A 13,046-nucleotide genomic window follows, 5' to 3' on the forward strand; every position below is an offset into this window, starting at 1 on the left:
GGTCCTTCGGGGGATGGCTTGGTGGTTTGACGCGCGCTCTACAGGGCGGGGGGCGACGCTGCAAGCGGGCCGGCGATGAGGTGGGGCCACAAGGCTGGGCTACGAGGCGGGGCGTGGCAGGTATGAGAGCCCCCTTTTATCTGACGCGCCTGTCAGTAATAAGCGGCTCATGCCCCGCGTAACACCCGCCGATCGCCGTTCCCGCATCCTCGAAGCCGCACGCGAAGCCTTTGCCGAGCGAGGGTTTGCCGGCACCCGGCTGGAGGACGTGGCCGCCAAGGTCGGCATCAGCCGGCCGGCGCTATACCTGATGTTCGACAGCAAGGAGGCGGTGTTCCGTGGGCTGGTCCACGCGCTGGTGAGCGAAGTGCTGCCGGTGGGGCTACCCGAGAACCTGGGCAACGTGCCCGCGCCCTATGCCCTGCGCGGGTTCCTGCGCGCGGCGTTCGTGCGGCTGACACGGCCGGACCTTTCCTTTCTGCCCCGCCTGATCGTGGGCGAGGGGCGGCAGTTTCCCGACCTGGTGAAGACGTACCACGACGAGGGGATGAGCCGCGTGCTCGACGTGGTGGAGCGGATCATCCGCCACGGCGTAACGCGCGGCGAATTCGCCTGCAGCGATCCGGCGCTGGCCGCGCGCAGCGTGGCGGGCGGGGTGATCATGACCGCGCTGTGGAAGAACGTGTTCGAGCCGGCGGGTGCGCCGCCGATCGACGTGGACGCGATGGCCGCGCTTCATGCCGACATGGTGATCGACGGGCTCGTTGCCCGCCCCGGCAAGCCCGCGCCAGGCAAGGCCAAGTGAAAGCGCCGCCGCGCCCGGTCATCGTGTTGGGCGTGCTGGCGCTGGCAGGCGCGGCGGCCCTTGCGCTGGCCCCGCGCGACGAGCCGGACGCGTGGCTCGGCTATGTCGAAGGCGAGGCGCTGTATGTCGCCGCGCCGGTTTCAGGCACGCTGGCGACGCTGCCGGTGCAGCGCGGGGGCACGGTGCGGGCGGGGCAGCCGCTGTTCGCGCTCGATCCGCGCACGACCGATGCCGCCACGGCGCAGGCGCGCGCCGAGCTGGCCAATGCGCAGGCGCAGCGGGCCGATCTGGCGCAAGCACGGCAGCGCGCGCCCGAACTCGACGTGTCGCGCGCGGCGCAGGCTTCGGCGCAGGCGCAGCTGGCGCGGGCCGAGGCGGACTATCGCCGGTTCGATGCGCTGGCCGCCAAGGGCTTTGCCAGCCGCACGCAGCTCGATGCCGCGCGGGCGGCGCGCGATGTGGCGGCGGCGAGTCTGCGCCAGGCAGAGGCCGAAGAGCGCAGCGGCAAGCTGACCGCCGGCCGCGCGCAGCAGCAGGCCGCCGCCGCCGCGGGCGTGGCCGGGGCCGAAGCGGCGCTGTCCGCCCAGCAGCGGCGGCGCGACGAGATCGCGCCCACCGCGCAAGCGAGCGGCACGATCGAGCAGACCTTCTTCAATCCGGGCGAATGGGTGCCGGCGAACCAGCCGGTGGTGGCGCTGTTGCCCGCGGACCGGCGCAAGCTGCGCTTTTTCGTGCCGCAGGAGCGCATCGCCGCGTTGCGCCCCGGCGCGCAGGTGCACTTCACGTGCGACGGCTGCGGCCCCGCGCGCACGGCAACGATCCGCTACATCGCGCCGCGCGCGGAATTCACGCCGCCGGTGATCTACAGCGAACGGGCGCGTTCGAAGCTGGTGTTCATGGTCGAGGCGGCACTGCCCACCAACCAGCCGCTGCCGCCGGGGCTGCCGGTGGCAGTTTCCCCGCAATGAGTGCAGGCGGCGTGGACGATGGCGCGCCGGTCATCGCGGTCCACGGCCTGACCAAGCGGTTCGGTGGGCGAACGGTGGTCGATGCGGTCGACCTTTCGGTCGGTCGGGGCAGGATCTGCGGCTTCCTGGGCCCCAACGGTTCGGGCAAGACGACCACGCTGCGGATGATCTGCGGGCTGCTGATCCCCGATGGCGGCGAAGGCCGTGTGCTGGGCTTCGACATGCTGCGCGAACGCGCGGCGATCAAGGCGCGCGTCGGCTACATGACGCAGAAGTTCGGCCTGTTCGCCGACCTGACCATTGCCGAGAACCTGGAATTCTTCGCGCGCGTTCACGGGCTGGACCGGCGGCGCGAACGCGTGGCCGAAGCGCTGGAGCGGCTTGGGCTGGCAACGCGCGGGCAGCAGCTGGCCGGCAGCCTTTCGGGCGGCTGGAAACAGCGGTTGGCGCTGGCCGCCTGCGTGCTGCACGAACCCGAAATCCTGCTGCTCGACGAGCCGACCGCCGGGGTCGATCCGCAGGCGCGGCGCGAGTTCTGGGACCAGATCCATGCTCTGGCAGCGCAGGGCATGACCGTGCTGGTTTCGACCCACTACATGGACGAGGCCGAGCGCTGCCACGAAATCGCCTACATCGCCTATGGCAGGATGCTGGCGCGCGGCACGATCGACGAGGTGATCGCGGGCTCGCGCCTCCATGCGCTGCAGGGCGAGGGGCGACTGGACGACGGTCGCGGGGCGGACCGGCTCGCGGCGGAGATCGAGGGCAGGCCGGGCGTGGCGATGGCGGCCCCGTTTGGCACCGCGATCCACGTCTGCGGCCCCGACGCGGCGGACCTGCGCGCGGCAGTGGCGCCGTGGGCGGACCGCATCGACTGGCGCGAAGTGCAGCCAAGCCTGGAGGACGTGTTCATCCACCTGATGCGCGGGGCGCAGGACAATTCGGTGGTGGTTTCACCATGAGCGCAGCATGATCGCCGGCAGCAGCTGGCAGGCCACCAGCCAGCGCATCCTGGCGATGATCTTCAAGGAGATCCGCCAGATGACGCGCGATCGCGGTACCGTTGGCATGATGCTGGCGATGCCGTTGATCCAGCTGATGATCTTCGGCTTTGCCATCAACAACGATCCGCGCGCGCTGCCGATGGCGGTGGAAGTGAACGACGTTTCGCCCTTCGCGCGCTCGGTCGTCGCCGCCTTGCGCAACACCAGCTACTTCCGCGTGACGCGGGTGATCGACGCGCCGGGCGAGGGGGAGCGGCTGCTGGCGCGGGGCGAGGTGCAGTTCGTGGTGACCGTGCCGGTCGATTTCGGACGCGACCTGGTGCGTGGCGCGCGCCCGCAACTGCTGGTGACGGCCGACGCGACCGACCCGGCGGCCACGGGCAATGCGCTCTCCTCGGTCGAACAGGCCGTGGCCGGCGCGCTGAGCCATGACCTGATCGGACCACTGGCGTTGCGCGCGCAAGGGGCTTCGCCGGTCGAAGTGGTGGTCCACCGCAGCTATAACCCGGAAGGGATCACCAGCCACAACACCGTGCCGGGGCTGCTGGCGGTGGTGCTGTCGATGACGATGGTCATGCTGACCGCCTTGTCGGTGACGCGCGAGGTGGAGCAGGGGACCATGGAGAACCTGCTGGCAACGCCGTTGCGCCCGTTCGAAGTGATGGTGGGCAAGATCGTGCCCTACCTGTTCATCGGCGTGGTGCAGATGGGCGTGATCCTGCTGGCGGCGCAGTTCGTGTTTCGCGTGCCGTTCATGGGCTCGATCGCGCTGACCCTGTTTGCGACGCTGCTGTTCATGGTAACCAGCCTTGCGCTGGGCTTCACGCTTTCGACGCTGGCGAGGAGCCAGCTGCAGGCGATGCAGATGAGCTTCTTCTACATGCTGCCCTCGATCCTGCTGTCGGGTTTCGCTTTCCCGTTTCGCGGCATGCCGCTGTGGGCGCAGTGGGTGGCAGAAGTGCTGCCGACAACGCACTTCATCCGGCTGGTGCGCGGGATCATGCTGAAAGGCTGGACGCTGGCCGATGCCGCGCTGGAACTGGGCGTGCTGGCGGCGATGTTGCTGGTGCTCGGCACGATCGCAGTGCGCCGATACCAGGACACCGTCGCCTAGCTGGTAGGGGCGGCCACGCCTTCGGGCAGGACGAGCACGGTGACCGGTCTTGCCGCCAGCCACTTGCGCGCGGTGGCCTGCAGTTCGGCAGCCGTGATCGCGGACAGCCGCTCTCGCGCCTTGGCGAACCGTTCTAGCCGGTCGGGCTGGGACTGCGCGCGCTCGGCCAGCGTCATCCAGCCGCCGTTGCTTTTCAGCGCGTTGTCGATCCTTTCGAGCATCGGCGCGCGGGCGCGTTGCAGGATGTCGGCATCGATCGGCGCGGAGAGCAGCCCTTGCACCGTTTCCGCAAAGGCGGCGCGGGTGGCGGCGACTTCGGCCACATCGACCGAGGCGGTGAGGGTGAAAGTGCCCCAGCCCTTGTAGACGCGTGACATCGCCGAGCTGGCGCCGGGCGAGTAGGCCTTGCCCAGCCGTTCGCGCACCGTGTCGATCACTTCGATCCCGGCGACTTCCTGCAGCAGGGAAAGCCGCAGCGTTTCGCCAGGGTCGCTGTCGTCGGTGGTGGGCCAGACGAGGCGGACGACGGCCTGGTTCGCCGCGCCCTTGTGCCTGATCACGGCGAGATCGCGCTTCGCCGTGAAGCTGCGCTCGCGCGCCTCTGCGTGGGGCAGGAAATCGGCTTCGCGCGGGGGCAGCGCGCCGAACGTGCGCGCGACGAGGTCGATCGCCTGCGCTTCGTCGAAATCGCCCACGAGCGCGATCTCGATGGCGCCCTTGGCCAGCCGGTCCCCGATGCGCTGCTTCAGCCCGGCGAAGGTCAGCGCCTGGTAGGCCTCCTGCGGCTGGACGGTGAAGCGCGGGTCGTTGTCGCCCAGGATCGCGCCCAGTTCGCTCGACAGCGCCATGCCGGGGGTGGCGTCGCGGCGGGCGAAGAAGTTGGTCATGTTCTGCCGGAACAGCACTTCAGCTTCGGGGCGGTAGCCGGGATCGGTGATCGTGGCGGCGAGCAGCTGCAGTTCGAGCGCCAGATCGCGCCGCGTGGTGGTGCCGCCGGCCACGAAGCTGTCGCCGCTGGCGGCAATGCCGTTGAACACCGAGCGCCCGGCGAGCAGGGTCTGCAGATCGTCCTGGCTGTGCTTGCCAAGGCCGCCGTTCGCCAGCACCGACGTCAGTTCGACCGCGGTCGGGTCCTGCCGCGTTTCGAGCAGTTCGCCGCCATCGAGCGAAAGGCGCAGCTGGATGCGGTCGGTTTCCAGCGTGGTGCGCTTGAGGTTGAGGCGCACGCCGTTGGCAAAGCGGATGCGGCGGATGCCGAAGGCGGGATCGACGCTATCGGCTACGACCGCGCCTGCCGGGCCGACATCGCCATAGCCGAAGCTGGTGGCGGCGAGCGTGGCGCTGTCCTGTTCGCCGCCGCGAAAGGCGTGGTTCCATGCCTCGCGCAGGGCCTTGGCTCCGCCTTGCGGGCTCTTGCGGCCTTGAAAGCGCAGCAGCGGATCGCGTAGGGGCACCGCTTCGGTCTTGAGTGCGGCGAGCACGGCGGAGGGGGTAATCGAGGGCGCGAAGGCGTTGAAGCGTTCGAGCCCGCTTTGCGGCGTGGTCGGCACCTGATCATCGCGCACCAGCGCAAGCGCGGCGGCGACCAGCGCGCCGTTGCTGCGCGTATCGGCCGAGGCGGCGGCATTTTCGATTCCCGTGCGTATGCCGGCGACCTGTTCGGCAATCTCGGCATCGGTGAAGCCGTGGCGCAGTGCTTCATCGAGCACTTGCGCGGCCGTGGTGAGGCCCTTGGCCCAGCCGCCGTCCTCGGTATCGACGATCAGGTTGGTGGTGCGGCCGATCTTGAACACATCGCTGGTGCCGAATCCGGCGCCTCGGAACGGGGGCGCGACCTGGCGCGAGAGACGCAGCAGGCGGCGGTTGATCACGCCGTAGCCGATCTGGCGCAGCAGATTGAGCCGGCGGTTGGCCGCCGTGTCCTTTTCATCGAGCCACGGGCCGTGGCGCGCTGCGGTGACGCGCTCCGACAGCGGCGGATCGATCCAGATGTCGGTAACGCCCTTCTGTTTGGGCAGGACCTTGCCTTGATCGGGGCGGGGCGGGGCGGCGTTGGCCTGCCAGTCGGCGAAACGGGCGCGGATCGCGGCTTCGACGGCGGCAGGGTCGAAGTCTCCGACAACTACCAGCGTGACGTTGGCGGGTACGTATTCGCGCGCCCAGAAGGCCTTGAGGCTATCGGCCGTCGCCGCGTTCAGCGTCTCCACCGTGCCGATCGGCAGGCGGTGGGGATAGGTGGCCGCGGGATAGAGAAACGCCAGCTGGTCCTTCAGGTTATTGAGCGGATAGCCCTGCCCATCGCGCAGTTCCGACAACACCACGCCGCGTTCGCGCGCAACGGCGGCGGGATCGAAGCGCAGCTCGCTGGCGGTTTCGCGCATGAGCATCAGCGCGGTATCGAGCAGACTGGGATCGTTGCGCGGCAGATCGAGCATGTAGAGCGTCTGTTCGAACGAGGTCTGCGCGTTGGTGTCCGCCCCGAAGGCAAGGCCATTGCGTTCGAGCAGCCTGACCATCTCGCCCTCGGGCACGTGGGTGCTGCCGTTGAAGGCCATATGCTCGACGAAATGGGCAAAGCCGCGCTCGCTGTCGCGCTCGTCCAGCGAGCCGGTATCGACGTTCATCCGCACCACGGCGGTGCCCGGCGGGGTGGCGTTGCGGCGGATGACGAAGCGCATGCCGTCGTCGAGCTTGCCGAAGCGGAAGGCCGGATCAGGCGCGAGATCGCTCTGCTGGAAGGCCCAGTCGGGCCGGGGCGCGGGCGGCAGTGTGGCGGGGTGCGGAGCGCAGCCGGCAAGGAGGAGGGGAGCGAGAAACAGCGCGCGGCGCAGGCGGAGCGGGGCAACGAAAGGCATGTCGCCAAGCGTTGTGCCCCGGCGGCCGCTTCGGTGCAAATCGTTCCGCGCGCGCCTTCAGGCGGCCTGGATGCTCGCGTCGCGTTCGGCGGCGATGATTGCGGCGAGGTCGATGACTTCGCACGTCCTGCCATCGGGCAGGCGCACGGTCGCGGCGGGCACGCGGGCGTTGTCACCCCGCGCGGCGAGCCGCTGGAGCGCGACGCGTTCGACCGCGACGAGCCCGTCGATCAGAAAACCGACATGATCGCCACCGTCTTCGGCCAGGATGGCGAAGGGCCGTACCTCGCCAGCCACGGCCATGCCGAGCCGGGCGGGCAGATCGACCAGCGGCACGCCGCGCCCGCGGTGCGCGATCAGGGCACGGGCGAACTGCATGCCATCGAGATTGATCCGCGCGGCGGGCGTAGGGATGATCTCCTCTACTTGCGACAGCGGGATGGCGCAGATCGCGCCGCCAAGCTGGGCGATGAGGAATGGCTCGGTCCGGCCGAGGCTGCCGCCCTCGCCGCCGGCGCTGGCCAGCGCGGCCTCCTCCTCGATCCGCGACAGGGCGACCAGCCGTTCGTCGTTGCAGCACGCCTGGGGATCGAGCAGCAGGTGATCGCGCTCGGCACGGTAGAGCCCGCACAGCATGCCCGGTTCCCCAAGGCGGAACCGTTGCAGTTCCAGCACTTCCTGCGCACGCACCCGGCGCATGTCGCGCACTTCGTCGATCGCGAGCGCGATCAGGCGGTTGTCCGGCATGCGCAGCACCACGCTGGCGCTTTCGGTCAGGCGGCCAGAGCTCCCGAGCCCGAGCAGGCGCAGCGTATCGACCACCGGAATGCGCCGTCCGTTGTGGTCGAGCACGCCGATCCACAGCGGGCTGTCCGCTGCCGGAGCACCGAGGCGGCAACGGGGAACCGTCGCATCGACGGCGCTTGCCGGAAGTCCCAGCGGAACATCGCCGCAATCGAACAGCAGCATCGGCTCGCCCGCCTCGGCATTGTGCGAACGATCGACGGGGATGTCGGTGGTGACGGTCAGCCCGGGCAGGCGGGCGACGGCTTGTGGATCGAGCACGGCGCCTGGTGTGCCGTTGTTGACAAAGCCCGCGCTGACGAGACCGGATTCTGCCGCGCCGGCATCGCGCAAGGGCGAAAGCGCCCGCGCTTCGAGCGCGATGACGCCGCAGATTTCATCGATGAGGACCCCGATCACGCCGCCGCCGGTGCGCAGCACGAGGATGATGGTACCGTCGCTGGCGCCGAGGCCCAGGGGGCGGGCAAGGTCCATGATCGGAATCACCGAGCCGCGCAGGTGCAGCGCGCCGATCACGTCGTCCCGGCGCGAGGGGAAGCTGGCAAGCGTGGCCGGGCGCGGCGTGACTTCGCGGATCGCTTCAATGTGCAGCGCCAGCAGCGAACTGCCGACCCGGAAGATGCCGTGCAGCCCGCCAAGCTCGGGAAGCGTCGGGCCGCCGGCGGGCAATGGCTCGGCAGGCGCATCTGCCTGCATGGGTGGTGGCGGGGGCGCGGGTACGGAAGCAGCCGCGCGCTGACCGAGCGCGTAGGCGACGCTGCGCCCCGGGGTGTCCCGCCCGATCACTGCCTGGTGGCTCCCTCCTGCCGGGCAACGTCGCCCAGCTGGCGGATCAACTGGACGGCATCGCTGGTGACGACATCCTGCGCCTGTGCGGATTCGCTGATTGCCTCGATCGCCGCACCGGTCTTTTCGGCGGATTCGAAGATGCCGACGAAGGCGCGGCTGGCATCGAGCGAGCGGCCAGTGCCTTCGCTGATCCGGGCGATCGATTCGTCGATGAGCCGGCTGATGTCGCGCGCCGCGGTCGAACTGCGCTCGGCCAGCTTGCGCACTTCGCCTGCGACCACCGAGAAGCCCACGCCATGTTCGCCGGCGCGCGCGGCCTCGATTTCGGCATTGAAGGCCAGAAGGTTGGTCTGACCCGCAATTTCGCCGATGATCGAGACGATCTCGGCAATGCCCGAGGCCGACTTCTGGATCAGTTCGATCGATTCGATCGCACCGTTGAGCGCTTGGCGCCCGGTTTCGGCGTTGGCCCGGGTCTGCAATGCCAGCGTTTCGGCCTGTTCGGTGGCGCCATTGATCGCCTGGATCGAGGTGGCGAGCCGGTCGATCAGCCCGGTCATCTCGCAGGCGCGGTGGCCGATGTCCTTTTCCAGCAGCACCTGATCGGTGATGTCGGTAGCATACTTGACGATGCGCACGGGATTTCCGGCAACGTCGAACAACGGGTTGTAGGTCGCCTGGATATAGACGTCACGATCGTACTTGCCGACGCGGTGGAAGCGGCCCGAATGGAATTCGCCCTTGTTCAGCCGCAGCCAGAAATCGCGGTATTCCAGGCTGCGGATGTAGTCGGGCGAGCAGAACATCGCGTGATTCTGGCCCGTCACCTCGCGCAGCGAATAGCCCATCAGGCGCAGGAAGTTGTCGTTGGCGGAAAGCACATTGCCATCGAGATCGAATTCGATCACCGCCTGCGCGCGGCTGACCGCATCGACCCGCGCCTGGAATTCGACCGACTTGGTCTTTTGCTCGGTCACGTCGGTGGCGAACTTGACCACCTTGACCGGTTTCCCATCGAGATCGAAGATCGGGTTGTAGGTCGCCTGGATCCAGATATCGCGCCCTTCCTTGGTGCGACGGCGGTATTCGCCGGCATCATAATCGCCGCGGGCAAGCTTTTCCCAGAATGCGGCATATTCGGCCGAAGCTGCGAGCTCTGGCGCGCAGAACATGCGGTGATGCCGTCCGACCACTTCGTCTAGCTTGTAGCCGGTGAGCGCGAGGAAGTTTTCGTTCGCATCGAGTACGGTGCCGTCGAGCGCGAATTCCACCACGCCCTGTGCGCGGCCGATCGCCTTGACCTTGCCTTCGAATTCCAGGTTGCGGCGCTGCGTGTCGCTGATATCGAGCGCGAACTTCACGATCTTGGCGGGGCGCCCTTCCAGATCGAAGATCGGGTTGTAGGTGGCGCGGATCCACACTTCGCGGCCGTTCGCCGCCTTGCGCTTGAATACGCCGGCAACGTATTCGCCAGCCCGCAGGCGGGACCACAGCTCGGCATAATCGGGCGAGGCGATGTAGGCGTCCTCGCAGAAGATCTTGTGATTGCGCCCGACGACCTGATCGAGGTCGTAGCCCATCACCGACAGGAAATTGGCATTGGCGGTGAGCACGGTGCCATCGAGTGCGAATTCGATCACCGCCTGCGCGCGATCGATCGCGGCAACCTTGCCGGCCGCTTCGGCGGCGGCGACGCGCTGTTCGGTGACGTCCATCGCCACCTTCACGATCTTCACGGGTTCGCCATCGAGCCCGAACACCGGATTGTAGCTCGCCTGGATCCAGACGTCCTTGCCGTCCTTGCGCAGCCGCTTGTATTCGCCCTGGTCGAAATCGCCCTTGCCGAGCTTCTGCCAAAACTGGCGGTGTGCGGCGCTGCCGGCATATTCCTTGTCGCAGAAGATGCGGTGGTGCTGGCCGACGATCTCGTCGAGCGTATAGCCCATCAGGGACAGGAAGTTGGCATTGGCATCGAGCACCCGGCCCGACAGGTCGAACTCGATCAGTGCAAAGGCGCGGTCGATCGCATCGAGCTTGCTCTTGTTCTCGATCCGGACGGTCTGTTCGCCGGTGACATCGAAGGCGTAGCTCAGCACCGAAACGACGTGGCCAGACCGGTCACGCGTCGGCACGAACACTTCACGCAGCCAGACATCGTGCCCGTCGCTGGTCTTGTGGCGGCGAATGCAGCGGTGCGACTGGCCGTCGCTTAGCTTGTCCCAGAAGGTTTCCGGTGCATCGCCGGCTGCAAGCTCCGCCTCAAGCGCGCCGAGCGGCAGGCCGACGAGATCGTCGGCGCTGCGCCCGACAAGGTGGAAGAACAGTTCGTTCCCGCCGACGATGGACCCGTCCGGCGCATACTGGCAGATCGCCAGCGCGTGGTTGATCGCCTCGAAGCGGTGGACCATCAGCGATGGTGCGATGGGCGCCTCGAACCCGCGCGCGCCAAGGAACAGCACTTGCGCCTTCCGGCCCGACGTGCGCGTGCAGGCGCCGCTGATCGCCGCGTGCCCGCCGGCCGCAAGCGGCAACTGGCCGGCAATGTCGATTGCTTCGTCGAGGACCTGGGCGAGATCGTGTTCGGGGAAGACCTGCGCGAAGGTGACGTCGGCGCCGTCTGCCAGCAGGCTGCGCGCCCTATCGTTGGCATCGACCAGCTCGCCGCTGGCGGCGTCGAAGGCGAGCACGAGCAGGTTGTCGGCAAGCAGCGCCGCGCCTTGCGCGGTCAGGTCGAGCGGCGGGTTCTGGTTGGCAGTCACGGTGTTCCCCGGAGCAATATGGCAAACGTTGCCTAGTTGGCCGAGGGATACGACTTCGGTAGGAGAGCCCTCCGGTAAGTTACGGATCGCGTAACCAGCGTTCGGGTTGGTCTGGCTCTCCAAAACAGGAAGGGGGCCTTGCGGGCCCCCTTCGGATCGGCTGCGATGCGGTTCGTTTACTTCTTGGTGCGCAGCTTGCGGTGCGCGCCAAGGTCGAGCACTTCGGAAGGACCGCCGTCGTTCTCGAGCAGGCCGAGGCGGCGGGCGACTTCCTGGTAGGCCTCTTCTTCACCGCCGAGGTCGCGGCGGAAGCGGTCCTTGTCGAGCTTTTCGCCGGTGACCATGTCCCACAGGCGGCAGCCATCAGGGCTGATCTCGTCCGCCAGGATAACGCGGGCGTAGTCGCCGTCCCAGATGCGGCCGAATTCCAGCTTGAAGTCGACGAGGCGGATGCCGATCGCGGCGAACATGCCCGACAGGAAGTCGTTCACGCGGATCGCCATCGAAGACATGTCCTGCATCTCTTCGTTGTTGGCCCAGCCGAAGCAGGCGATGTGCTCTTCGGCGACCATCGGATCGCCCAGCGCATCGTCCTTGTAGTAGTATTCGATCAGGGTGTGCGGCAGCGGTTCGCCTTCCTCGATGCCGAGGCGCTTGGAGATCGAGCCCGCGGCGACGTTGCGCACCACCACTTCGAGCGGGATGATCTCGACCTGGCGGACGAGCTGTTCGCGCATGTTGAGGCGGCGGATGAAGTGCGTGGGGATGCCGATGTGGGCGAGGCGCGTGAACACGTACTCGCTGATGCGGTTGTTGATCACGCCCTTGCCGTTGATCGTGCCGCGCTTCTGCGCGTTGAAGGCGGTCGCATCGTCCTTGAAGTACTGGATCAGGGTGCCGGGCTCGGGACCTTCGTAAAGGATCTTGGCCTTGCCTTCGTAGATCTGGCGGCGACGCGACATGGGCGATTCTTTCCCTCAAGGACCTGCGCGCATCGTAGACCGCGCGCGGGAAATCAAAAGCCCCGGCAAGGCGAGCCGTCGCGACAGGCGACCGCATCGGGGGGAGCCGGGGCGTGGAAGCGAGGCCCTTAGGGGAAAAGCGGCAAAAGCGCAATTGCGGGCGCGGCGTGGGCGAACGTTCGACAAGATCGAATGAAACGTGCCAGTTTATCCGGCTTATCGGAAATGCGGGAACGGGCCATATCGGCATCGGTTTTCCGCCGGACCCCTCTCCCCACCGGCGCCAACGTAAGGAATCACCGCCATGACCAAGGTCCTCGTCCTGTACTATTCGAGCTATGGCCACATCGAGACGATGGCCAACGCAATTGCCGAAGGCGCGCGCGCCGGCGGCGCCGAAGTCGACGTGAAGCGCGTTCCCGAAACCGCGCCGCTGGAAGTCGCGCAGGCGGCGCACTTCAAGCTCGACCAGGCAGCGCCGGTCGCCACGGTGGCCGAGCTCGAGAACTACGACGCGATCATCGTCGGCACCGGTACGCGCTTTGGCCGCATCAGCAGCCAGATGGCTGCGTTCCTTGACCAGGCGGGCGGCCTGTGGGCGCGCGGCGCGCTGAACGGCAAGGTCGGCGCGGCGTTCACCAGCACTGCCAGCCAGCACGGCGGGCAGGAGACGACGCTGTTCTCGATCCTGACCAACCTGCTGCACTTCGGCATGACGATTGTCGGGCTCGACTACGGCTTCCAGGGCCAGCTCGACAATTCGGCCGTTCATGGCAGCGCGCCCTACGGCGCGACCACCATCGCCAACGGCGACGGCAGCCGCCAGCCGAGCGATGTGGAGCTGGCCGGCGCCCGCTACCTTGGCGAGCGTGTGGCGAAGACAGCCGCGAAGCTGTTCGGCTAAATATCGCAAAGCGCCGACAAAACGGGGAGGGGCGGGACTCGACAAACCGCCCCTTTGCCGTTAGGGGCGCGCCTTTCCATTA

The 13,046-nt window shown here is 67.8% G+C and carries 9 protein-coding genes; 5 read left to right on the forward strand and 4 right to left on the reverse strand.

Annotation, left to right across the window (positions count from 1 at the left end):
* The first annotated feature begins 169 nt into the window (after positions 1-169).
* From HHL27_RS03630 to HHL27_RS03645, 4 genes are read left to right on the forward strand one after another with little or no spacing between them, the layout of a single operon-like run.
* Entirely contained in the window at positions 170-805 is a 636-nt protein-coding gene (locus HHL27_RS03630) for a TetR/AcrR family transcriptional regulator (RefSeq protein WP_169491971.1), read from the forward strand.
* On the forward strand, positions 802-1,773 hold the full coding sequence (locus HHL27_RS03635; RefSeq protein ID WP_169491972.1) for an HlyD family secretion protein: 972 nt from the start codon (positions 802-804) through the stop codon (positions 1,771-1,773). The genes HHL27_RS03630 and HHL27_RS03635 overlap by 4 nt, the downstream gene beginning before the upstream one ends.
* Positions 1,770-2,735, forward strand: coding sequence for an ABC transporter ATP-binding protein (locus HHL27_RS03640; protein ID WP_169491973.1), 966 nt, complete (start codon positions 1,770-1,772; stop codon positions 2,733-2,735). The genes HHL27_RS03635 and HHL27_RS03640 overlap by 4 nt, the downstream gene beginning before the upstream one ends.
* Positions 2,736-2,742: 7 nt before the next feature.
* A complete protein-coding gene (locus tag HHL27_RS03645) occupies positions 2,743-3,891 on the forward strand; it encodes an ABC transporter permease (RefSeq protein WP_169491974.1) in 1,149 nt (382 codons plus the stop codon).
* On the opposite strand, the gene HHL27_RS03650 is transcribed toward HHL27_RS03645, so the two are convergent.
* From HHL27_RS03650 to purC, 4 genes are all read right to left on the reverse strand, one after another.
* Positions 3,888-6,746: a M16 family metallopeptidase gene (locus tag HHL27_RS03650; protein WP_169491975.1), complete on the reverse strand. Its 2,859-nt coding sequence runs from the start codon at positions 6,744-6,746 to the stop codon at positions 3,888-3,890. The two genes, HHL27_RS03645 and HHL27_RS03650, sit on opposite strands and share 4 nt — an antisense overlap.
* A 57-nt stretch (positions 6,747-6,803) precedes the next feature.
* A complete protein-coding gene (locus HHL27_RS03655; RefSeq protein ID WP_169491976.1) occupies positions 6,804-8,336 on the reverse strand; it encodes a chemotaxis protein CheW in 1,533 nt (510 codons plus the stop codon).
* A complete protein-coding gene (locus HHL27_RS03660; RefSeq protein WP_169491977.1) occupies positions 8,333-11,098 on the reverse strand; it encodes a PAS domain S-box protein in 2,766 nt (921 codons plus the stop codon). The genes HHL27_RS03655 and HHL27_RS03660 overlap by 4 nt, the downstream gene beginning before the upstream one ends.
* Before the next feature lie 176 nt (positions 11,099-11,274).
* Positions 11,275-12,060 carry a phosphoribosylaminoimidazolesuccinocarboxamide synthase gene (gene purC / locus HHL27_RS03665; protein WP_169491978.1) on the reverse strand — a complete coding sequence of 262 codons (786 nt, stop codon included), beginning with the start codon at positions 12,058-12,060 and terminating at the stop codon, positions 11,275-11,277.
* A 304-nt stretch (positions 12,061-12,364) separates the two neighbouring features.
* Between purC and wrbA the strand changes: the two genes are divergently transcribed.
* Positions 12,365-12,964, forward strand: coding sequence for an NAD(P)H:quinone oxidoreductase (gene wrbA, locus HHL27_RS03670; protein WP_169491979.1), 600 nt, complete (start codon positions 12,365-12,367; stop codon positions 12,962-12,964).
* Positions 12,965-13,046 lie beyond the last annotated feature (82 nt).

The sequence above is a fragment of the Novosphingobium olei genome, assembly GCF_012927405.1.
GTDB lineage: Bacteria > Pseudomonadota > Alphaproteobacteria > Sphingomonadales > Sphingomonadaceae > Novosphingobium > Novosphingobium olei.

What these genes read in the sequence shown, in the direction of transcription:
- wrbA (WP_169491979.1), top strand. Translation starts at nt 12,365, where the DNA reads ATGACCAAGGTCCTCGTCCTGTACTATTCGAGCTATGGCCACATCGAG.
- HHL27_RS03645 (WP_169491974.1), top strand. Translation starts at nt 2,743, where the DNA reads ATGATCGCCGGCAGCAGCTGGCAGGCCACCAGCCAGCGCATCCTGGCG.
- HHL27_RS03650 (WP_169491975.1), bottom strand. Translation starts at nt 6,746, where the DNA reads ATGCCTTTCGTTGCCCCGCTCCGCCTGCGCCGCGCGCTGTTTCTCGCT.
- purC (WP_169491978.1), bottom strand. Translation starts at nt 12,060, where the DNA reads ATGTCGCGTCGCCGCCAGATCTACGAAGGCAAGGCCAAGATCCTTTAC.
- HHL27_RS03640 (WP_169491973.1), top strand. Translation starts at nt 1,770, where the DNA reads ATGAGTGCAGGCGGCGTGGACGATGGCGCGCCGGTCATCGCGGTCCAC.
- HHL27_RS03630 (WP_169491971.1), top strand. Translation starts at nt 170, where the DNA reads ATGCCCCGCGTAACACCCGCCGATCGCCGTTCCCGCATCCTCGAAGCC.